Consider the following 22,544-nt stretch of genomic DNA (forward strand, 5'->3'; position numbering starts at 1 on the left):
TCACTCACTATAAAATGACCTGAAGGTGAAAAGGATGTCAGATACGAACAGGGGCGGCGAGGCTGCTCCTTTACAGAGCTATGATGAAGCAGTGGAATGGATCAATGGTTTAATTCCGTTTGGAATCAGACCCGGACTTGAACGAATCGAGCAGCTAATGAGCATGTTGGGTGATCCGCAACGACATTTGAAATTTGTGCATGTTGCGGGGACCAACGGCAAGGGCTCAACCTGCGCTTTTCTAACCTCCGTCCTAATGAAGTGTGGTTACGATGTCGGGACTTTTACGTCTCCATACATCACACGATTTACGAACCGTTTTCAATTCAACGGGACCGACATTCCTGATGAGACGCTGGTTTTGCTTGCCAATCGCCTGTACCCGCTGGTAAAAGAAATAGCAGCCAGTGATTTGGGATCACCCACGATGTTTGAGGTATCGACAGCACTGGCTATTCTGTATTATGCTACGGTGTCTTTTCCAGATGTTGTGGTATGGGAGACAGGTCTCGGGGGAAGGATGGATGTAACTAATATCGTGAGTCCTATCGTCTCGATTATTACGAATGTAGGCTATGACCATACAGACATTCTGGGAGATACGCTTGAGCAGATTGCAAGGGAAAAGGCCGGTATCATCAAGCCTGGCGTACCTGTCGTAAGCTGCGTTACCCAACCCGAAGCTATTCAGGTTATACGGGAAACGGCGGCAAGACAGGGAGCTACCCTGTATCTGGCCGGTGAACAGTTTACGTATGAACGGCTGAACGGGGACGAAACGGGCCAAACGTTTTCATTCGCTGGTCCTTTCCGGCACATGGAAATCGACATTGCGTTGTTAGGCGAGCATCAATGTGCTAATGCGGCAGGAGCTATGATGGCACTGGAGGTCCTTCGTCAGTATTTGGCCTTTGTGTTGGAGGATGACGAACTGCTGAAGGGCTTTAAACAAGCGGCTTGGGCTGGACGTCTCGAACAGGTCAGCACCTCCCCGAGAATTGTCCTTGACGGGGCTCATAACCCAGAAGGGGCACAGACGCTTGCAAAGAGTCTTCCTCAGCTGTATTCATACAGAAAACTGGTTTTAATGATGGGGATGCTGTCAAACAAGCATCATGAAGCATACTTGCAGCATATACTGCCACTAGTGGATACGCTTATCCTGACCGAGCCTGTTTTTCGCCGCAAAATGGATGCCGCTGAATTGGCTCATCTCGTGGAGAAGCTGCGGCCGTCTTATGCCAAAACGGATTTGAAAATTATTGTAGAAGGTGACTGGAAAAAGGCTCTTGGCCTACTTCAGTCACATACGGAAGCGGAAGATCTGGGGGTGGTGTCCGGTACGCTGTATCTCATTGCGGATGTACGGGCTACCCTTATGTATCAAACCGATTCGGAAAAAGGTTGGTGAAATTTGTTGATTACTTCGGAACATGTTCATTTTATCGGTATCGGCGGATACGGGATGAGCGCGATTGCTCGGGTTATGCTGGAGATGGGTTATACCGTGACTGGCTCAGATGTGGCATCACAAGAGCTGACAGAAAAATTGGCGGCAAAAGGCGCAAAAATATATATCGGACACACCCCTGAACATATTGCGGGTGCGGATATCGTCGTCTATTCAACGGCATTGTCTCGCGACAATGTGGAGCGGGTGGCAGCGGAAGAACTGAATATTCCAACGCTGCACCGTTCACAGATGCTGGCTCGCTTGCTTAACGAGCGTAAGGGAGTAGCCGTTGCAGGAGCGCACGGTAAAACCACAACCTCTTCGATGATTGCTTTGGTTATGGAGAGATGCAATGTCGATCCAACGTATATCATTGGCGGTGAAATCACGAATTTGGGTACGAATGCCAAAGCGGGCAAAAGCGAGTTTGTTGTTGCCGAGGCGGATGAGAGCGATGGCTCTTTTCTGCAATATCATCCGTGGCAAGGTATCGTAACCAACATCGAGGCAGATCATTTGGAAAATTACGATGGCGACTTTAATCGTCTGAAAAGTGCCTACGTACAGTTTTTGAGCCAAATACGGCCAGATGGTGCGGCTATTGTATGTGCAGATGATCAGAACATCCGCGAGATGATACCGCAGCTTCAAACTCGGGTCATTACCTACGGAGTGGAGCATGAAGCAGATTATATGGCGACAGATATCCAATTAGGCGACCGTCGATTAAGCTTTACCATGAGCCGGAAAGGGACAGAGCTCGGAACGATCGAATTGTCTGTGCCAGGTAGACACAACATGTACAATGCGATGGCGACTGTGATTTCATGCCTGGAAGCAGGAATTCCATTCGATCAAATCGCAGCGTCGATTCTGGAATTTCACGGAGCCAAGCGCCGTTTTCAAGTGCTAGGTGAAAGCAATGACATTCTGGTTATTGATGACTATGCGCATCATCCAACAGAGATTGAGGCTACGATTAGTGCAGCGAGAGCGACAGGCAAGCGTATTATTGCTGTGTTCCAGCCGCAACGCTATAGCCGTACCTTTTTCCTGCTGGATGCGTTCAGCCGTGCGTTTAGTGAAGCCAATGAAGTCATTATTACCGACATTTATTCACCAGCAGGAGAAAAACAAATTGAAGGCGTGCATTCTTCCAAGCTTGTAGATTTGATCGTCCAAAACAGCAATGCCAATGCAATCTACCTGCCGACCAAAGAAGCTGTGATCGAGAAGTTGAAAGATCGGCTACAGCCTGGTGATCTTGTGCTGACGATGGGTGCAGGAGACATCTGGAAAGCGGGCGACTCGTTAGCGCGCCATCTTCGCGGACAGCAAGCGTAATAAGTACAATATGTTAAGCTATACCGATGAATTACAATATACAAAGGTATTCCGAACATTGAATATGTTTCGGGATACCTTTTCTTGTATTGCTGGAGACATATTTTCTCAGCTTGGCTCATACAACAAACTATGAGGAAGTATGGGACAAGGAGGGAGTGCATCCGTGAACAAGGCCAAGATGACATTCCGATTCGATCAACAGCTGCCAGAGACAAGCCAGGAGGAAAAGCTTCAGGTGCTTCCGTCCAAAAACGGGCCAGTTGCAAGCGAACGGCGTGAAGCGATTAGAGATACGGGACTACATCAAAATGAGAAGCAGCTGCAAACCGTTAACCTGCGAGAAAGCACGAGACGGATTAGAGGGAGAGAAGAAAGTATTGAACATGCGCAAGAACCAAAACCTGATAAACCTGAGAGTGAGTATAAACGTAATACAACCCGGCGTTTTGCTTCGTCGTTGAGGGTACAGGAGGGATGGGACGACCCTTTTGGCCGTTCGGCGGCTTCCTGGTCAGATGCAGACGTTCTGCCAGATGGCCGGGAGGAGGAGGGAGATGAGGAAACTTATCGTTATGGTCAAGAGTACCGGAAGCGACCGCCTCACTCCTCCAGATGGAAGCTGATCGGCTCAGTAGCCAGTGCGCTGGTGACTGGAGGGATGTTTGGATATATCATGCTGCTGCTGTTTAACGGAGGCGGAGTGGTCCCGGGATCAGAATCCTCGGCAGAGCAGGCCATACCAGTCTTTAATGAATCTGTTAGCACAGGTATACCGTCTGCAAAAGAGAATTCTAGTCCCGTCAATGTCGTAGCGACTCAAGTGCCTCCACAAACCTATTATTTGCTGCAGTACGGGGTTTTTAGTACTCCAGAACGGGCCTTGCAAGCCAAAGAAGAGCTGTTAAAGGCAGGCATTGCTGCCGGAGGGGATGCCGAGGACCAAAATCGGGTTTATGCAGGAATATCGCCAGACAGGGAGCAGGCCAAGCTGCTCAGCAATCAATTGAAGACACAAGGCGTCGAACTGTATGTTCGTGAGCTTCAATTGCCAGGATTGGAAAAAGCCGCTTATGGAGGCGAAGGCGAAAAGCTCACTGCCTTTTTTCAGTTAAGCAGCACATTAGTAAGCAAGTTGAGTGGACTTAGCTCATCTCTGCTCGGAGATGGCGGTCCAGCTGCGGTACCCGTCTCTGAAATGAAGGAGCTGAATGATCTGCATCAGCAGTGGACGCAAAATATCGCTGCACTTCCCTCCGGTCTTCCGAAGGAGGCGGCTGCCTCTGCAGCTTCACTGGAAAAGGCGATGAATAGTGCAGTCTCTGCACTTGGTGAATATAACAAGAATACTGCAAAGGAGCACATTTGGGAGATTCAGTCCTCAATGATGGAATATGTTTTGCGTGAGAATGAATTTATTCAATTCATAAAACAATAGATTAACCACACTTTCCGGCAAGGAACTGGAAATAGTTCCCCCTGCCGGATTTCTGTTTGTATTGCAGTACAAATCACCGTATAATAATGAAGGTGTCAAAAAATGGCGAGGGAAGATCAGGATGAAAAAAAATGTAGGAATGCTTATACTGTTTTTGTTGCTCGGTTGGCTTTTGGGTGCATGGATTGCCAAGGCCCTTCAATCGTTCAAAGTCCTTTCCTTTCTGACCCACCCCACTACGATATCCTGGTCGCCGAGAGCGGATCTGGATATTATTAGTTACAACATAACAATAAATTTTGAATTGAGCCTGCTTAGTCTGATCGGCATCATCGCCGCGTTCTGGCTGTATCGCAGGCTCTAACTGATGAAAAGGAGCTTCCCTTATGGACGGGAAAATTACGCCCCGCATTATTCTGGCATCGACTTCACCAAGAAGGAAGGAATTGCTCGCATTTTTGAGACTCCCCTTTGAGGTGATGCCAAGTCATGCGGATGAGAGCACGCCTGAGAGCTGGACGCCTCAGCAAATTGTGGAGACCCTTGCGGCACGTAAAGCCGAAGCGGTCGTGAACGTTGCCGCTCAGTCCGAAGAAGCTGGACTGGTGATTGGGAGTGATACCATTGTCGTGCTGGATGGTTTGGTATTGGGCAAACCTGCTGATCATGCGGACGCGGTTCGTATGCTGACTGCATTGCAGGGAAGAACACACCTTGTGTACACCGGGGTGGCCTGTTTACATACCGTAACCGGCAAAACGCTTGTCAGACATCGCCAAACAGAGGTTACAATGAAACCTTTGAGCCATGAGCAAATTGTGGCATATGTGAATACAGGCGAACCGTCTGACAAAGCAGGAGCGTATGGCATTCAGGGTATGGGTGCTACGCTGGTGGAATCGATTCAGGGTTGTTATTTTAACGTCGTAGGATTGCCGCTTTCCCTGTTGTCGGACATGCTGTCCGACTTTGGAGTGAATGTGCTGCGTCCTTAAAGGGGATAAACATATGTTGGAGTCGCCGATACTGATGCTTCGCGACCTCCCCCATGAAGAACGACCAAGAGAGCGCATGATGACATATGGGGCTGAGGCCTTGAGCAACGCGGAGTTGCTGGCAATATTGCTGCGTACAGGAACGCAAAATGAGTCGTCGGTGCATTTAGCGCAGCGTATTTTGCAGCAGGCGGGGAACTTGCGTCAGTTGGTGGATATGAGTCTGAGCGAACTGACCCAGATTAAGGGCATTGGAAATGCTAAAGCGATACAGCTAAAAGCGGGTATCGAACTGGGACGCAGATTAGCATTGTCCCGCCATTTGGAGACCCCCGTGATCAGTTGCCCGCGGGATGTGGCAGATCTGCTGTTTGAACAGCTTCGTTATTTGCAGAAAGAGCATTTTGTATGCCTGTTCCTGAATACTAAAAATCATGTCATTGCCCAGGAGACACTGTCTATGGGCAGCCTGAATTCCGCCATCGTGCATCCTCGTGAAGTGTTTCGGGCGGCGATCAAATGCAGTAGTGCTTCGATTATTTGCGCTCATAACCATCCGAGCGGTGATCCGAAGCCAAGCCCGGAGGATGTCCAGTTGACCCGCCGTCTGATGGATGCGGGCAGCATTGTGGGTATCGACGTGCTCGATCATATTGTGATCGGGGACGGGACCTTTGTAAGTTTGAAGGAGCAAGGTCTGATATAATATAATATTTAAATCAAACATTTAAAACACGACCGGCTAAGCCGGCCTGAATAAACCGTTTATACATGGATAACAGATTTCAGGGAAGAGAAAAGGAGATTACATCATGCTGGGTGGCTTTACAAAGGATTTGGGAATTGACTTGGGGACGGCAAATACGCTGGTATACGTAAGAGGAAAAGGAATTGTGGTTCGTGAACCATCTGTAGTCGCTTTGCGTACAGATACAAAAACCATTGAAGCTGTGGGTGAATCTGCGAAAAAAATGATTGGTCGCACACCGGGGAATATCCGTGCGATTCGTCCGATGAAGGATGGGGTCATTGCTGACTTTGATACGACAGCAACGATGATCAAATATTTTATCCGTCAGGCGCAAGCTCAACGTTCATTGTTTCCACGTCATCCCAACGTGATGGTTTGTGTGCCTTCAGGCATTACTGCGGTGGAGCAGCGTGCGGTTGAAGATGCGACAAAGCAAGCAGGCGCGCGGGAGGCGTACACGATTGAGGAGCCGTTTGCAGCTGCAATTGGTGCTGATCTTCCTGTGTGGGAGCCTACAGGCAGTATGGTTGTCGATATCGGTGGGGGTACAACCGAGGTTGCAGTCATTTCCTTGGGCGGCATTGTAACAAGTCGTTCTGTGCGTGTGGCTGGTGATGAAATGGATGAGTCCATCATCCAGTATGTGAAACGTCAATATAACCTGATGATTGGTGAGCGGACTTCAGAGCAGTTGAAAATGGAAGTTGGTTCTGCTATGCCATTAGAGCAGGTAGAGACATCGGAAATCCGCGGACGCGACCTGGTGACAGGTTTGCCGAAGACCATTACGATTACATCCGATGAAATTAGCGAAGCGTTGTCGGATACAGTGAATGCGATTGTGGATGCGGTCAAAGTAACACTGGAAAAATGTCCTCCCGAGTTAGCGGCAGACATTATGGACAGAGGAATTGTACTGACTGGCGGTGGAGCACTTTTGCGTAACCTGGACAAGCTGCTGGCGAGTGAAACCGGAATGCCAGTGATTGTAGCGGAAAATCCTCTGGACTGTGTAGCGATTGGTACGGGCAGAGCACTTGAAAATATCCACTTGTTCAAATCGCGGAGCAGTTCTGCCGTCCGTTCCAAACGTTGAATCGGGGGTGTAGGAACTGTTTAAGCTGTTTGGCAATAAAAGACTATTTATTCTATTGATCGGAATCGTTCTGTTTATTGCCCTTATGGGGATTACACTTGGACAGAGAAATTCCTTAACCTGGCCGGAGAAGTTCGCCAGAGATTCAATTGGCTTTGTGCAAGGTATCTTTTACAGGCCCGCTTCAGCAATAGCGGGCTTCTTTGAAGATATCGGAAATATGCGGAGCATCTATAAAGAAAACGAACGTTTGAAAATTGCGGTGGCACAGCTTACTACCGAGCAAATTCAAACCCGCAATTATAAAGAGACTAACGTCAGATTGCAGAACGAATTGCAGTTTACTCAGCAACAAAAGGCGAAAAATAATTATGATTGGCGTGTCGCCCAGGTTAACAGCGTGAGCAATGATTCCAAAACGCTCGTGATTGATATCGGATCAAAGGATGGAGCGCGAGTTGGCCAGGAGGTAAGGTCTCTGGATGGCTTTGTAGGAGTTATTAGCAGAACTGCAAATTTCACCTCTACAGTAACATTGCTGACTACTTTGGATCCTAAAAATCCAAACTCTTATGCGATAGCGGCTACCGCACTTGGGAAAGAGCAAACATTCGGCATGGTGGAAAGCTATGATCCAGTCACCAATACGTTTCAAATGACAAAAATTTCGGAAAATGACCCCATTGCCAAGGGGGATCAGATTATTACGTCCGGTGGTGGCGGGAAATTCCGTAAAAACCTGCTGATCGGCACGGTCGAAAAAATTCAGGTCGGAGAGTTTGGCCAAACACGGACAGCCATTATTAAACCGGCAGCCAGCTTTGTGGATTGGAAGGAACTGTTCGTTCTGTATACTCCTGAGGTACCGGAATAATGAAGATACGCGGTCAGGTTTTAGTACTGCTGTTGTTTGTACTGTTTATAGCCGAAGGAACGATTCTACCGTGGCTTCTTCCCGATAGCTGGCATTCAAGGATGGTTCCTAATCTTGTGTATGTCGTAATCTTGTTTGTATCTGTGTATTACAGCCGCCATATCGCATTAGTGCTGGGAATTGTATTTGGACTTATTCATGATGTAGTCTATTACGGGTTTATCATTGGACCCTATTCTTTTGCAATGGGATTGTCTGTATACTTATTGGGACTTGTTTTTACAGCCAGGCGTGCACCAATGCCCATTATGATGGCGGTTGTGTTGATTGGCAGCTTTCTGCTGGACTCTATGCTTTTTGCCATTGATCAGTTGTTCCAGCTGAACCATCAGACTTTCGACTGGGCGCTAGCACAGTATATGATTCCTGATTTATTTATCCATTTTCTGTTTGCCCTCATTATTTATGTACCCGTTCGCAAGCAATTGCAGCGTTTGGGTACCCGTGTGAAAAAAGAAGAGGCTGTCTAGGTCTTTTTTCACACATTTTGTCCGGGTTAGCAGGGATTTGACGTCCCGGGGACGAAATGATTGAAATAGGAGGGACAGGCTAATGGCAGTGAAATCGAATCATGTCACGATTAAAGGCATCAAAGACGGCCTGGTATTCCTGCTGGACGATCAATGCGAGTTTGAGGATTTGCTAGGTGAGCTGCGTTTTAAGCTGGAGCACAGTCATCAAAATATTTTAACAGGCCCGATCATTCATGTGGATATTAAGCTGGGAAGCCGGGAAGTGACAGAGGAACAAAAGGAAAGTATTCTGGAGATTTTGAAGCAGAAGGGGAATCTGCTCATACGGTCAATAGAATCTCCCGGGCTGCCTGTGGAAGTGCAGGGGAAGCCTCCTATTCATACGGTGACAGGGATTATCCGGTCAGGTCAAGTGCTTCATCATAACGGGGACTTACTCTTTTTAGGAGATGTTAACCCGGGCGGAATTATAACATGTACCGGTGATATCTATGTCCTCGGCGCTCTGCGAGGTATGGCGCACGCAGGGATGGAGGGCAACAGCGAAGCGATTATCGCGGCCTCCTATTTTGCACCGACACAACTGCGAATTTCCGAAATGATCAGCCGTCCACCAGACGAATGGGAGACACGTGAATCCGGCATGGAGTTTGCGTATCTCAAGGATGGCGCTATGCAAATAGATAAAATGAGCAATATCGTGCGTCTGGGCCGCGATTTTAACGTGTTCAAAGGGGTGTAGCACATGGGAGAGGCTATCGTCGTCACTTCAGGAAAAGGCGGCGTCGGTAAAACGACGACGTCAGCCAATATAGGAACAGCGCTTGCACTGCTCGGTAAAAAGGTGTGTCTGGTGGATACCGATATCGGTCTGCGTAATCTGGACGTGGTAATGGGTCTGGAAAATCGGATTATTTATGATCTGGTTGATGTAGCCGAAGGTCGTTGCCGTTTAAACCAGGCTCTGGTCAAGGATAAGCGCTTTGAGGAGCTTTATATGCTGCCTGCCGCTCAGACTAAGGACAAAAGTGCTGTTACACCTGAGCAGGTTAAGGATATTATATTGGAGCTTAAAAAGGATTTTGAATATATATTGATTGACTGCCCTGCGGGTATTGAGCAAGGCTTCAAAAATGCCATTGCCGGGGCGGATCAGGCCATTGTTGTAACGACCCCTGAAAATGCTGCCGTACGCGATGCTGATCGGGTAATTGGCTTGCTGGAAAGCTCACATGTAATTTCACCCAAGCTGGTGGTTAACCGCATTCGTAACAGCATGGTTAAATCCGGGGATATGTTAGATATTGATGGGATTTTACAAGTGCTTAGCATAGACCTTATTGGGATCGTGCCGGATGATGAAATGGTGATCAAATCAGCCAATACAGGAGAACCTACTGTCATGAATCCAGATTCACAAGCAGCGATCGCCTATCGCAACATTGCGAGACGGATTTTGGGTGATACGGTGCCCCTCATGCAGATGGATCAGAAGAAAAGCGTGATGACACGCTTTAAGAAGTTTTTTGGTATGGGTGGATGAGTAAAACCGTGAGTTTTGATTGGGAGACGCTCCGCGTGGTCCCTTCACTGTTTTCCCAAGGTAGAGGATGTAGTGAAAGGCATGGCGAAGATTTACAGGCTTTTAAAGCCATGCAATCTTTTTATTTGTGATACTGGACACTTAAATAAGTGGTAGCCTTATTTAAGTGTCTTTGTTTTGTCTTGCTATCCTACATACCTAATGCATCCGGTGGATTTCCGCCGGTTTTTTTGGCTTTTCAGGAGCGTAATCCCGAACCGGACAACATAAGTTGAAGCCCGTCCTCATAAGATGTATCAAACATACCTCGCTGAGGGGGCTGAACAGGATGCATAAAAATTCCGGAATCAAGCAGCGCAGAGAAGAACGTATACAGCAGCTAATCGCGGGAGGCCAATCTGAACCATATTCCTCCGGTGTATATCAGGACAGGTACGGGAATAGAGAAATGAAGTCAATGCCCGTAATCAATGCAAATCGGCCCAGAGACCCGGAAACCGAATGGAAAAATGAACAGCAACGCTGGCGTCAATCTTTCGGAGAGAATCGCAGTCCGTCTTTTTGGACTTCTTTCTGGCGCAGATCAATAATGGCAGCTGTGTTATTTGGAATGGTGTGGGGATTGTTTCGCTGGGATATGCCCTATGCGGTGAATTTGAAAATGTTTATCGCAGATTCCTTGAATAAGGATATGGATTTTGCAGCCGCCAGACAATGGTATGGAACTTATTTTGACGGTGCCCCTTCCTTTTTACCGATCTTTGGCGAGGAGACTGAAACGCACAAGGTGAATGCGGGCCGAAAGGCTTTTGCGCCGATTGAAGGCAATATAACACAGCCGTTTGCACTAAGCCTTAAAGGGGTGGAAATTACGCCGAATGTTACCAGCAACGGGGTAGTCGCTGTTAAAAGTATAGATGCAGGACGTGTATTGGACATTTTGAATCATCCCAAAAGTGGAACTACAATTACGATTCGTCACACTGGTGGTATTACTGCAACATACGGAAGGCTTTCTCGCTCTACCCTAAAGGTAAACGACTGGGTTCAGGAGGGGGATGAGGTTGGTGTACTTCCAGCAAGCCATAGCGCCAATGAGGCGGTGACTCTGTTTTTTGCATTGCAGAGGGGGATCAGTATATTGATCCGGCGGAAGTGGTAGCTCTTGATTAATGTCCGGGGTGTGACCTTATCACTGCATCCACTGTTTGTACTGGTCATGTTGACTTCTGTGTTGACTGGACATTTTATTGAGATCATGACCTTGTTTACACTGGTGTTTATCCATGAGTTGGGTCATGCGACAGCCGCTTCGTTGTTAGGGGCGCGAGTGCTTTCCATACAGATGCTACCCTTTGGAGGAGTGGCGGTCATTGAGGATCAGGGGAAGCTCAATGCGTGGAAGGAAGTTGTCATAGCACTGGCTGGACCTCTGCAAAATGGAATCATGATCATCATCCTATTATGGTTCAGAAATGTGAGCGGGGCTGAGCATGATTATGTAAATTATATCATTCAGGGAAATGCAGTTATTGCATTGTTCAATTTGCTGCCGATTTTGCCGCTGGATGGTGGAAAAATACTGCAGGCGTTGATCAGCTTGTTTCTTTCTTATCATCGTACATTAGTGTGGACTTTTCGGGCCAGTATCGTGACGAGCTTGCTATTTTGCATGTATGGAATTTCTCCACTGTTCAGACAAAATGGACCTGTGCATTTAAATCTGCTGGCGGTAGGGATTTTTTTGCTTTATTCTAATATTGTGGATTATCGTAATATTCCTTACCGTTTTATACGTTTTTTGCTGGGGAGGGACGAGCTTTTTTACCGCGAAGCAGCTAAGGGAAGTATTGCCTTACCTATTGTATCCTTGCCAGTGAAACATTTGGAGCCTATTTTGCGTCTTTTTAGAAGAGATCGGTATCATATGGTTTACGTTATGAATGAACAGGGACGGATTGTAGCCGTACTGCCGGAGCAGCGCCTTATTCGCTCTTATTTTGCGGCACGTCCGCCAGATGGTGAGAAACCAAAGCTTAAATAAATGTTTTAAGAGCTAAGGAAGAGGCTGTATCCAGAGAGGTTGAAAAACCATGAAACAAATGATTGTACAGTGCCAGCAGCAGATGACCCAAATGGCGCTGTTGGAAGAGGGACGATTGGTTGAATATGCGGCAGAGCTGCCACGAAAACGGGGGATTTTAGGTTCTTTCTTCAAAGCGAGGGTAGTCAATGTGCTGCCGGGTATGCAAGCCGCTTTTGTTGACATTGGACAACGAAAAAATGCTTTTTTATATGTGGATGACGTGCTTCATGCTCATTTGGACAAGCAGCCGCAGGTAAAGCCGTCCATTTCTGAGCTGTTAAAGGTGGGTCAGGAAATTGTTGTACAGGTATTAAAAGAGGCTGTTGGCAGCAAGGGAGCCAGAGTGACGACTCATTTTTCACTTCCGGGTCGTTGGATCGTATACATGCCCCGCGCCGACTATGTGGCTGTATCCAAGAAAATCGAGCGTGAGGGAGAACGTACCCGTTTGAAAGCAATGGGGGAACAGCTGCGCACGGGTGAGGAAGGGATCATTATCCGTACCGTTTCGGAGGAAATGAGTATAGAGGCGATTGAAAATGATCTGGACCAACTACGTCAGCAGTGGGCACTCATTCAGCGTAAAGCTGGTGAATGCTCCGCTCCATGTGAACTACACAGGGATTTGAGCATCGTTCAACGCTTGATTCGGGATGTGTTTACCCCGGAACAGGATGAGCTGGTCATTGACAGCGAGGAACAGGCGAAGGATGCGGAAATCATGCTGCAACAGATTGGTCCGGCGAAAGCTCATGTGAGCATATTCCGTAGTGCAGAAGAAACGATCTTTAATGCCTATGGTATCAACCAGCAGCTGGAACGTGATTTTGCACGAAAAGTATGGCTTCAGGGCGGCGGATACATTGTCATTGATCATACGGAGGCATTGACCGTTATCGATGTGAATACCGGTAAGTTTACGGGCGGCAGCAATCTGGAAGAGACGGTGACCCGGACTAACATCGAAGCAGCCGAAGAAATTGCCCGGCTGGTGCGTGTACGCGATATTGGTGGCATTATCATCATTGATTTTATTGACATGGAGCAAGAGGAGAACCGTAGGGAAGTATCCTCTGTTCTGGAGGCCAGACTAAAGAAGGATCGGACCAAATCATATGTTGTGGGCTGGACGCGGCTAGGTCTTCTGGAAATGACCCGTAAAAAGGTGCGTGAGGAAAAGACGCTTGTGTAGAGCAATCTGTAAATCAAAATCATTTCAAAACTAGAGGTTGAATGTGGATGAAGCTTGTGCTATACTCACTTAGTATGTGTGATGCGTAAGTTTGGCTGCACATGCTGTAACCGCTCCAATCAGGTACTGAAGTGCAGTATCCTTCGGGAATCTGCCACCTGCTATTAGGCGAGTCTGAGAAATAAGGAGGTGCAAGCAAATGTACGCAATTATCGAAACAGGTGGTAAGCAATACAAAGTTCAAGAGGGCGACGTATTGTTCATCGAGAAGTTGGAAGCGAACGATGGTGAAACTGTAACGTTCGACCGTGTTCTGGCAGTGTCTGGCGACAATGGCTTGACAGCAGGTACACCGCTTCTTTCCGGAGCTTCTGTAACAGCTAAAGTTGAGAAGCATGGTAAAGGTCAAAAGGTCATTGTATACAAATACAAACCTAAAAAGAACTATCATGTGAAGCAAGGTCATCGTCAACCGTACACGAAAGTGACGATTGAAAAAATCCAAGCGTAAGAGGGTGCGATAAGTGATTATCGTGCGCATTATACGACTGGAGGATGGCAGCATACAGGGATTTTCTATTAAAGGCCATGCGAATTACGCCAAGTCTGGCGAGGATATCGTATGTGCTGGTGTTTCAGCGGTAACTGTAGGAACTGTCAATTCGATCGGAGCTCTTACGGACGTTGAAATGGAAACAGAAATGGAAAATGGCTTTTTGAGCGCGTATTTTCCTCCTGAAAGTCACCATGTTACTAACGCACAGGTTCAACTGCTGCTGGAGTCTATGGTGATTATGCTGACAAGTATTGCTGAATCATATGGTAAGTATATTCAAATAGAAAATAAACAAAGAAGGAGGTAGACATCATGTTGAAATTGACATTGGATCTTCAATTGTTCGCATCGAAAAAAGGTGTAGGTTCCACGAAAAACGGACGTGACAGCAGATCGAAACGTCTTGGCGTGAAACGTGCTGACGGTCAAGCAGTTACCGGCGGTAGCATTCTGGTTCGTCAACGCGGAACGAAAATTCACCCAGGCGCGAATGTGGGCATCGGTAAGGACGACACTCTGTTCGCGAAAGTGGACGGCGTTGTGAAGTTCGAACGTTGGGGCCGTGATCGTAAAAAGGTGAGCATCTACCCGATTGACGCTGCTCCAGTAGCAGCTACTGTAGAAGCTTAATAGCGGCTTAGACACGCTGAAAAGCCTCCGGCACTTTTGTCGGAGGCTTTTTTGCATGATGGTAATGAACTGGAAAGTCAGTCTGTGCTATACTGGATTAAGGTTATTTAATAATCTATTAATTATGGCAGAACGGAGAGAAGCCATGTTCCAGCGGATAAGAGCGCCTTATTTGGCGTTGGGTTCCATTCTGATTCCTTTGGTTTTTTCACTGCTCTATCCTGAAGGTTTAACGATTATCATATTAGCTGTATGGTCTGTTGCTGCTGCTTGTTTTGGCATGTGGTATATGCATAGACAGGCTGAGAATGAGCGTAAAGCTGCTTTGCGTTCGTTGGAACATACAGCTATCGCAACGCTTAACCATCATCGACATGACTGGATGAATGACCTACAGGTGCTTTATGGCTATATTCGTATGAATAAGCATGATAAATCAGCTGATTATGTGGAAACAATAAAAGAGCGCGTGGCCGAAGAAAGTAAAATATCCAAGCTGGGTATTCCTTCACTGGTATTTTATTTGCAGTCTTTTCGCGTAAACGCCGGGAATTTACAGTTGTCGGTACAGGTTGAGGAGCATTTAAAGTTGGACGCTGTCATGTCTCCCGAAGACGGCGAGTCGCTTGCCTCGGCTGTCATAGAAACGGTGCGTGCATATCAATACGGCGGTGGCCGGTCGTCCTGGGGAGAAGTGCGCAGATTGACACTGTTTTTCGGTATGGATCAGAATGATGTTATTGTCCGCTTTGAAGGAAGTGAAATACCTGCCGATTCGAATTTTTTAAAGAAGGTCAGATCCGTACACGGAAGTGAACGCATTCGAACAGAGAAGCTCCCAACAGGCGAAATGCTTCAAATTCGGATGGAGTGCCAGACATAAGGAAGGTGTAACCATGTTTGTAGATAAAGCGAAGATTTTTGTTAAAGGCGGCGACGGTGGAGACGGCTTAATTGCGTTTCGCCGTGAAAAATACGTTCCTGAAGGAGGTCCGGCTGGTGGCGACGGAGGGAACGGGGGAGATGTGATTTTCCGTGTAGATGAAGGATTGCGTACCTTGATGGATTTTCGATACCAACGGCATTTTAAAGCCCAGCGTGGTGTCAAGGGTCGTAACAAATCTCAACATGGAGCTAATGCGGAGCATATGATTGTACGCATACCACCGGGAACAGTCATCACCGATGATGATACGGGTGAAGTATTGGCAGATATGACACGCCATGGACAACAGGTTATCGTAGCAAAAGGAGGGCGCGGAGGACGCGGAAATATTCGTTTTGCTACGCCTAGTAATCCAGCGCCTGAGCTTGCTGAGAACGGTGGAGAGGGACAAGAACGTTATATTACCCTTGAACTAAAGGTGATGGCTGACGTAGGCTTGGTCGGCTTCCCTAGCGTAGGGAAATCTACATTGCTGTCAGTCGTATCCTCTGCAAAGCCAAAGATTGGCGCCTACCACTTTACAACGATTACCCCGAATTTGGGCGTCGTGGATGTGGGTGATCATCGTAACTTTGTGATGGCTGATCTGCCTGGGTTGATTGAAGGAGCCCATGAGGGCATTGGGCTGGGGCATGAATTTCTGCGACACATTGAGCGGACACGCGTTATTATCCATGTCGTCGATATGGCAGGCTCGGAGGGGCGCGATCCGTTTGAAGATTGGACTAAAATTAACGACGAATTAAAGCAATACAACGCAAACTTGGCGGAGCGTCCACAAATTGTCGCAGCGAATAAAATGGATATGCCGGAAGCGGAAGAAAACCTGGCACAATTCAAAGAGCAGGTCGCTGCTGTGCGTCCAGACTTGGAAATTATGCCTATTTCCTCGCTGACACGCCAAGGCATCAAAGAACTGCTTTATCGGGCTGCTGATTTGCTGGATCAAATACCGGACGAGCCGGTCGTTGAGGAAGTAGCAGAAGTTAATGAGCGTAAGGTATTTAAGCTAGATGCGGCAGAAGACGAAGGCTTTACGATTGTACGTGAGAACGACACGTTCGTCGTGCATAGCCCTAAAATTGAGCGCATGATGAAACGCATGCAGCTGAATTCGCACGATGCCATTTTGAAATTGGCAAGAACGCTGCGCCACATGGGTGTGGATGCCGAGCTGCGTAAGCGTGGTGCCACAGATGGTACATCTGTACGGATCGCTGATTTCGAGTTCGAATTTGTGGAAGGCAGCAGCTACTACTAAAAATGAAATAATAGTCTTGAATGGACGGTTACTGCACTATAGGGATTTCTATAGATGGCAGTAGCCGTTTTTTGTATGGATAGCTTGCCGATTTTCAGGAGTTTCGATATAATGTCCTCTATACAAAAACATAAGTCTTTGAGGAGAGGACGTTCGTGAAAGAGCGCTATTACTTGGTACGGGAAGATATTTTGCCTGAAGCCATTGTGAAGACAATACAGGTTAAATTGCTGCTTGCTTCAGGGGATGCTAAAACCGTGCATGACGCCGTAGAGCAAGTTGGGCTAAGTCGAAGCGCGTTTTATAAATATAAAGATGGCATTCATTTGGTCAACCAGCTGGAGCGTGAGCGAATTGTCAATATCTCCATTGATTTGGAACATCAATCCGGCATGCTGTCTAGAGTGCTTGGCAGGGTGGCGGATTACGGAGGCAATGTGCTGACCATCCAGCAGAGCATTCCGCTACAAGGCAGAGCCAACGTAGTCATCTCGGTGGAAATGTCCAGACTCAGTGAAGAACTGGGTGTTCTGCTGGAAGGTTTGGAGACCATCTCTGGCGTCAAACGTGTTCGCCTGATCGGGCAAGGTTAGGGCATACCGCCCATTAGATAAAAGTTAGTAGGAGGGGAATGGATGAAACCGGTCAAAGTAGGATTGTTGGGTTTAGGTACGGTAGGAACGGGAGTTGTTCGAATCGTGGAAGGAAATCAGGAAGATTTGAGCAGACAAGTTGGTTCACCTATCATTATTGAAAAAATAGCTGTAAAAAATATTGACAAATATCGCTCCATTGAAGTGGATGGTGCTAAGCTTACGGAGGACCCATGGGAAGTCATTCGTGATCCTGACATTGATATCATTATCGAAGTCATGGGAGGCGTTGATCAGACCAAGGAGTACATTCTGGAAGCGCTGGAGCGAGGCAAGCACATCGTAACAGCCAATAAGGACTTAATGGCTTTGCATGGCTCCGAAGTATTAGCTAAGGCGCAGGAAAAGCAATGTGATGTTTTTTATGAAGCCAGCGTAGCAGGCGGGATTCCGATCATTCGCACGTTAATTGAGGGTTTTTCCTCCGATCGTATCACCCGTATTATGGGAATTGTGAACGGTACGACAAACTTCATTTTAACTAAAATGAGCCAGGAGGGGGCCTCGTACGAGGAGGTTCTGAAGGAAGCGCAGGAGCTTGGATACGCTGAAGCCGATCCAACTTCAGATGTAGAGGGACTGGATGCCGCTCGTAAAATGGCTATTCTCGGCACGCTTGGTTTCCGTTCTGATGTAGAACTCAAGGATGTAAGTGTCAGCGGTATTTCGAAGGTGACCAGTGAGGATATCGCTTTTGCCAAAAAGCTTGGATATGAAATGAAATTGCTTGGCATTGCAGAGCGCCAGGGCGATGAATTTACGATCAACGTTCAGCCGACGATGGTACGCAAGCAGCATCCATTGGCTTCAGTGAACGGGGTATTCAACGCAGTGTATGTGCATGGTGAAGCAGTGGGTGAAACGATGTTTTATGGTGCGGGTGCAGGCGAAATGCCGACGGCTACATCGGTTGTGGCTGACCTGGTAGCCGTTGTGAAAAACCTCAAGCTTGGCGTGAATGGGCTTAAAGCAATCGTACCTTATAACCCCAAAAAAATCAGTAATGACGAAGATGTATATTTCAAAAATTTCGTGCTTTTGCATGTGGATGATAAAGCCGGGGTATTGGCACGGATTACGCAGGTATTTGCTGAATTCAACGTCAGTCTGGCATCTGTTGTACAGCAACCGAATGAGGCTAATCCCGATGCAGAAATTATTATTGTAACGCATTTGGCCAGCAAAGCGAGTATGAAAAAGGTTTTGGAGCATTTTGAAACTTTGGACGTGATTCGCCGCATCAAGAGTGTATATCGGGTAGAAGGATAGTCAATAAAAGCAGGAGGAATTGTCTGTATGACCGTTTTGAAAACAGCAAGGGTGCGTGTGCCTGCGAGTACCGCCAACCTGGGTCCCGGTTTTGATACATTGGGCATGGCGTTATCCCTATATGCATGGATTGAACTGAAAGAGGCCGAACAGACGGCTTTCCATCTGTACGGAGATGAAATGAATGGTGTTCCACAAGATAAAACAAATCTGATTTACAAGGTAGCACAAATGGTTTTTCGAGAAGCTGGCGTAGCTGTTCCTGAACTGGATATTTCGATGTACTCGGATATTCCGCTTACCCGTGGCTTGGGCAGCAGCGCTTCCGCCATTATAGGCGCTCTAGTGGCCGCCAATACGCTGATCGGCTCGGCTCTGTCGGATTCCAAACTGTTTGACATGGCGAGCGCTATTGAAAAGCATCCAGACAATGTTGGAGCCTCCCTGTTTGGCGGCATTATTACTGCCGTGTGGGATGGTAAGCATGCCAAGCACTTACGGATTGAGCCGGATATTAATTTGGAGGTTACGGTAGTCATTCCAGAGTTTCAATTGTCTACGTCCAAGGCCAGAGAGGTGCTGCCCGAGCATGTATCCTTGAAGGATGCTGTATACAATGTAAGTCATGCTTCGATGCTTGTAGCAGCATTGGCATCGGGCCGAACAGAGTTGATCGCTGAAGCAATGAGTGATCGGCTTCATCAGCCTTACCGCGCAGCGCTTGTACCGGGGATGACAGAGATTCTGCAGGATGCGCACCATCATGGTGCCTTAGGCGTGGCGCTCAGCGGGGCTGGACCGACACTCCTGGCGTTGACCGACTGTCGGGAGAATCGGAAAGCGGAGCTGGAACAGTATTTAACGGATACGATGAGTAAACAGGGCATCAATGCCTCCGTGTTAAAATTGCGCCCGGAGAGTGAAGGCGTTAAAGTATATACGGAAGGGAATACACTTTCTTTTATGGATATGATAAAAGGGGAACTTATGAAATGAAACGAATTGCACTTCTTCCTGAGGGGACCGTTTCTCATGAGGCGATTAAGTATTTGCTAGGAGATACGCCCTGTGAATTACTATTTTATAAGCACATAGCAGACGTGTTTCAGGCAGTAGACAAGGGGGAGGCAGACTACAGTGTCATTCCCATTGAGAATACGATTGATGGCTCTGTAAGTTTACACATGGATTGGCTTGTACATGAAGTAGACATTCAGATGCAAGCGGAATGGATATATCCTTCCATTCAAAACCTTATTGGACATCGCAGTGAATTTACCAATGACCGGGGCGAGCTGGATTTGAGCAAAGTGGTCAAAATTATGTCTCATCCCGTAGCGCTTCCCCAGTGTAAGGGTTTCATACAGGCTTTCGCTCCTCAAGCTGATTTGGAGAGTGCAGGAAGTACGGCGGAAGCTGTCGAAATTGTTAAGCATAACCCTGGTAAAGGCTGGACCGCTCTCGGAACCAAGCTTGCGGCTGCCAAACACGGACTGGATATCTTGGCCAGTAAGGTGACGGATCACGACAACAACTTTACCCGTTTTGTTCTGATCGGTCATCAACCTATGAGTCTCCCGCGTACCCCTGATGGACAGCGGACCAGTATTCTGGTTACACCGCCGCAGGATTTTCCAGGAGCACTGCATCAGGTGTTATCCGCGTTTGCATGGCGCAGGTTGAATCTGTCCCGTATCGAATCGCGTCCAACCAAAAAGCAACTGGGCAATTATTATTTTTACATTGAAATTTTGGAGTCCCTGCATTCCGTTCTGCTCCCGGCAGCCTTTGCAGAGATTGAGGCTTTGGGGTGTCAGGTACGTATTCTTGGCTCCTATCCAAGCTACAAGTATGTTGAAGCAGCGATCGAACCAATTGTAAAGGAACAATAATCGGAGGTGTGGTTTTAATGGCAGAACAATGGATTTATCTGGATGGGCAGCATGTAACGAAGGAAAACGCAAAGGTTTCTGTATATGATCATGGTTTCTTGTACGGAGATGGTATATTCGAAGGAATCCGTATCTATAACGGCAATATTTTTAAATGCAAAGAGCACTTGGACCGTCTGTATGATTCTGCGAAATCCATTCAGTTGAGCATTCCGTTATCTCAGGATGAAATGCTGGAAGCGATGGCTGAAACGATTCGCCTTAATGAAATGCGTAACGGATATATCCGCCTGATTGTATCTCGCGGTGCGGGGAATTTAGGACTTGATCCTCTTCGTTGTGCGAAGGCAAGTGTCATCATCATCGTGGAGCAGCTCGCCATTTACCCGGAGGAAGCTTACTTGACCGGCCTGAAAACGATCTCTGTCTCCCAGCGTCGCAATATCCCAGATGCTTTGAATCCGAAAATTAAATCGTTGAACTATCTCAACAATATCCTGGTGAAGATTCAATCTAACTATGCTGGTGTGGGCGAGGCTATTATGCTCAATTCTCAAGGCTATGTGACAGAAGGCTCCGCGGACAACATTTTCATTGTCAAAAACGGAGTGCTTTATACACCGCCTTGCTATTTGGGAGCACTTGAGGGTATAACCCGTAATGCTATCATTGATTTGTGCGCCGAGCTTGGCTATACGCTCAAAGAGCAACCTTTTACATTGCATGATGTATATGTGGCGGATGAGGTCTTTTTTACAGGAACTGCAGCGGAAGTGATTGCAGCTTATGAAGTTGATGGTCGTACGATTGGTTCCGGTGTTGCTGGTCCAGTGACTTTGGAGCTGCTGGCCGAGTTCAGGAAAATCGTCGATCAGGACGGCTATAAAGTGTGGCAGAACTAAAATAAACAGTGAATCCTTTTGACAGGATGCTCGCAAGAGTATTCAGTTGAAAGGATTTTTTGGTTTGTATGGGGTCATTCGCCCGGGAGGTGCATAGGATGTAATAACAGAAGCCGGGCGTTTATCCCGCCCAAACGAAAGCTAGGAGGTTTGTGACCTGTGAAAATACACATCGTCAAAAAAGGTGACACCCTGTACTTGCTGGCACAGAAGTATAATGTGGCACTGGAGAAAGTTATTGCTGCCAATCCCCAATTGGCTGACCCTAATCAGCTGAGCATTGGCGAGAAAATCAAAATCCCGACAGATCCTGTTACGATGGAAACACAACCGTCAACGATGTATCAGCACAAGGTTAAGCAAGGAGACACTTTGTGGAAGTTGTCCAAAGCCTGGAATGTACCGCTTAAGCTAATTATTGACGCCAATCCCCAGCTTAAGAATCCCAACGCTCTTCTGGTTGGAGAAACAGTTCATATCCCACACTATAAGGAAGAAGCCTCTGACCCTGTGGAAAATAAAAAAAATACCGCAGTTAAACCAGAGATGACGCAGCCTAAAGCTGAGTCCCCAGTCGAGTCCCCGACCAAGCAGGAGCTTACCCAGCCTAAGGAGGAGTCGAATAACCTTAAACCGGAGAATATCCCTAGTCCTAATGAACAGATGATGCAGCCGAAAGAAACAGAGAATCCTCCTAAGCTTCCCGAATTAAAACTGCCGGAAGTTCCCATGGTACCAGTAAATCCTGCTCCACCTCAAATACAACCCATAGTTACCCAACCGGCTCCGCCTAAAATGCAGCCCATAGTTACACCACCAGCTCCACCTCAAATGAAACCTATAGTTACTCAACCGATTGCACCGAAGCCACAGCTTCCAGTAAATGTGGAGATGAAGCAACCCGTAACTGAAAAGTTTTGTGTTTACACAAGCTCGAAGTCGGTGATAAATTCTCCATGGCCAGTACAGCAGTCGACATTTGATTACAGCCCACAAATAAATACAATGCCGAACTCGTGGTATCCGGGTATTGGGTCTCCTCAACCTTGGGGAAATGCTTCTGTAAATACCTCCTTTGCAGAAAATGCCTCTCCTTCTGTAGCTCCAATTCAGAGCTATCATCATGACTG

25 protein-coding genes and 1 other annotated feature (1 of these 26 only partly in view) are annotated in these 22,544 nt (G+C 47.3%); all 25 genes read left to right on the forward strand.

Annotation, left to right across the window (positions count from 1 at the left end; translation table 11 throughout):
- Positions 1-34: 34 nt before the first annotated feature.
- A complete protein-coding gene (locus B4V02_RS05960) occupies positions 35-1,411 on the forward strand; it encodes a bifunctional folylpolyglutamate synthase/dihydrofolate synthase (RefSeq protein ID WP_094154105.1) in 1,377 nt (458 codons plus the stop codon).
- Between the two features lie 6 nt (positions 1,412-1,417).
- Positions 1,418-2,797 carry a UDP-N-acetylmuramate--L-alanine ligase gene (gene murC, locus B4V02_RS05965; protein WP_094156950.1) on the forward strand — a complete coding sequence of 460 codons (1,380 nt, stop codon included), beginning with the start codon at positions 1,418-1,420 and terminating at the stop codon, positions 2,795-2,797.
- A 166-nt stretch (positions 2,798-2,963) separates the two neighbouring features.
- Positions 2,964-4,235, forward strand: a complete 1,272-nt coding sequence (locus B4V02_RS05970) for an SPOR domain-containing protein (protein WP_094154106.1) — start codon at positions 2,964-2,966, stop codon at positions 4,233-4,235.
- Between the two features lie 121 nt (positions 4,236-4,356).
- A complete protein-coding gene (locus tag B4V02_RS05975; RefSeq protein ID WP_007431701.1) occupies positions 4,357-4,599 on the forward strand; it encodes a DUF4321 domain-containing protein in 243 nt (80 codons plus the stop codon).
- 22 nt (positions 4,600-4,621) lie between these two features.
- Positions 4,622-5,230 (forward strand): Maf family protein, encoded by a 609-nt coding sequence (locus tag B4V02_RS05980; RefSeq protein WP_094154107.1) that lies wholly within the window; start codon positions 4,622-4,624, stop codon positions 5,228-5,230.
- 13 nt (positions 5,231-5,243) lie between these two features.
- Entirely contained in the window at positions 5,244-5,936 is a 693-nt protein-coding gene (radC, locus tag B4V02_RS05985) for a RadC family protein (RefSeq protein ID WP_094154108.1), read from the forward strand.
- Positions 5,937-6,042: 106 nt separating this feature from the next.
- Entirely contained in the window at positions 6,043-7,077 is a 1,035-nt protein-coding gene (locus B4V02_RS05990) for a rod shape-determining protein (RefSeq protein ID WP_007431698.1), read from the forward strand.
- A 55-nt stretch (positions 7,078-7,132) separates the two neighbouring features.
- A complete protein-coding gene (gene mreC, locus B4V02_RS05995; protein WP_007431697.1) occupies positions 7,133-7,951 on the forward strand; it encodes a rod shape-determining protein MreC in 819 nt (272 codons plus the stop codon).
- Entirely contained in the window at positions 7,951-8,481 is a 531-nt protein-coding gene (gene mreD / locus B4V02_RS06000; protein WP_094154109.1) for a rod shape-determining protein MreD, read from the forward strand. Before mreC ends, mreD begins: the two co-directional genes overlap by 1 nt.
- A gap of 82 nt (positions 8,482-8,563) precedes the next feature.
- Complete coding sequence (minC, locus tag B4V02_RS06005; protein ID WP_007431695.1) at positions 8,564-9,226, forward strand: septum site-determining protein MinC; 663 nt, start codon at positions 8,564-8,566, stop codon at positions 9,224-9,226.
- A gap of 3 nt (positions 9,227-9,229) precedes the next feature.
- The gene (gene minD, locus B4V02_RS06010) at positions 9,230-10,027 is read left to right on the forward strand and encodes a septum site-determining protein MinD (protein ID WP_007431694.1); all 798 of its coding nucleotides are present in this window, start codon (positions 9,230-9,232) and stop codon (positions 10,025-10,027) included.
- A 328-nt stretch (positions 10,028-10,355) separates the two neighbouring features.
- Positions 10,356-11,189 carry a M23 family metallopeptidase gene (locus tag B4V02_RS06015; RefSeq protein WP_244188461.1) on the forward strand — a complete coding sequence of 278 codons (834 nt, stop codon included), beginning with the start codon at positions 10,356-10,358 and terminating at the stop codon, positions 11,187-11,189.
- Positions 11,190-11,192: 3 nt separating this feature from the next.
- Positions 11,193-12,071: a M50 family metallopeptidase gene (locus B4V02_RS06020; RefSeq protein WP_094154110.1), complete on the forward strand. Its 879-nt coding sequence runs from the start codon at positions 11,193-11,195 to the stop codon at positions 12,069-12,071.
- Positions 12,072-12,120: 49 nt separating this feature from the next.
- Complete coding sequence (locus B4V02_RS06025) at positions 12,121-13,305, forward strand: Rne/Rng family ribonuclease (RefSeq protein WP_094154111.1); 1,185 nt, start codon at positions 12,121-12,123, stop codon at positions 13,303-13,305.
- 98 nt (positions 13,306-13,403) lie between these two features.
- Positions 13,404-13,491: a sequence feature (ribosomal protein L21 leader region), on the forward strand.
- A gap of 13 nt (positions 13,492-13,504) precedes the next feature.
- Entirely contained in the window at positions 13,505-13,816 is a 312-nt protein-coding gene (gene rplU / locus B4V02_RS06030; protein WP_007431690.1) for a 50S ribosomal protein L21, read from the forward strand.
- Between the two features lie 13 nt (positions 13,817-13,829).
- Positions 13,830-14,168 (forward strand): ribosomal-processing cysteine protease Prp, encoded by a 339-nt coding sequence (locus B4V02_RS06035; RefSeq protein WP_094154112.1) that lies wholly within the window; start codon positions 13,830-13,832, stop codon positions 14,166-14,168.
- 5 nt (positions 14,169-14,173) lie between these two features.
- Positions 14,174-14,491 carry a 50S ribosomal protein L27 gene (gene rpmA / locus B4V02_RS06040; RefSeq protein WP_007431688.1) on the forward strand — a complete coding sequence of 106 codons (318 nt, stop codon included), beginning with the start codon at positions 14,174-14,176 and terminating at the stop codon, positions 14,489-14,491.
- A gap of 145 nt (positions 14,492-14,636) precedes the next feature.
- Positions 14,637-15,374 (forward strand): Spo0B domain-containing protein, encoded by a 738-nt coding sequence (locus B4V02_RS06045; protein WP_094156951.1) that lies wholly within the window; start codon positions 14,637-14,639, stop codon positions 15,372-15,374.
- A gap of 13 nt (positions 15,375-15,387) precedes the next feature.
- Positions 15,388-16,698, forward strand: a complete 1,311-nt coding sequence (gene obgE / locus B4V02_RS06050) for a GTPase ObgE (protein ID WP_007431686.1) — start codon at positions 15,388-15,390, stop codon at positions 16,696-16,698.
- A gap of 155 nt (positions 16,699-16,853) precedes the next feature.
- Positions 16,854-17,291, forward strand: a complete 438-nt coding sequence (locus B4V02_RS06055) for an ACT domain-containing protein (protein ID WP_094154113.1) — start codon at positions 16,854-16,856, stop codon at positions 17,289-17,291.
- A 42-nt stretch (positions 17,292-17,333) separates the two neighbouring features.
- Complete coding sequence (locus B4V02_RS06060) at positions 17,334-18,620, forward strand: homoserine dehydrogenase (RefSeq protein WP_007431684.1); 1,287 nt, start codon at positions 17,334-17,336, stop codon at positions 18,618-18,620.
- A 27-nt stretch (positions 18,621-18,647) separates the two neighbouring features.
- The gene (thrB, locus tag B4V02_RS06065; protein ID WP_094154114.1) at positions 18,648-19,616 is read left to right on the forward strand and encodes a homoserine kinase; all 969 of its coding nucleotides are present in this window, start codon (positions 18,648-18,650) and stop codon (positions 19,614-19,616) included.
- Positions 19,613-20,512 carry a prephenate dehydratase gene (pheA, locus tag B4V02_RS06070; protein WP_007431682.1) on the forward strand — a complete coding sequence of 300 codons (900 nt, stop codon included), beginning with the start codon at positions 19,613-19,615 and terminating at the stop codon, positions 20,510-20,512. The genes thrB and pheA overlap by 4 nt, the downstream gene beginning before the upstream one ends.
- 17 nt (positions 20,513-20,529) lie before the next feature.
- The gene (ilvE, locus tag B4V02_RS06075; protein WP_094154115.1) at positions 20,530-21,414 is read left to right on the forward strand and encodes a branched-chain-amino-acid transaminase; all 885 of its coding nucleotides are present in this window, start codon (positions 20,530-20,532) and stop codon (positions 21,412-21,414) included.
- Positions 21,415-21,573: 159 nt separating this feature from the next.
- Positions 21,574-22,544: the 5' portion of a LysM peptidoglycan-binding domain-containing protein gene (locus tag B4V02_RS06080; RefSeq protein ID WP_094154116.1), read on the forward strand. The gene runs 685 nt beyond the window's last position; only the first 971 of its 1,656 coding nucleotides appear in the window; its start codon is at positions 21,574-21,576; its stop codon lies beyond the right edge, outside the window.

The organism is Paenibacillus kribbensis (genome assembly GCF_002240415.1).
In the GTDB taxonomy this organism is placed as follows: domain Bacteria; phylum Bacillota; class Bacilli; order Paenibacillales; family Paenibacillaceae; genus Paenibacillus; species Paenibacillus kribbensis.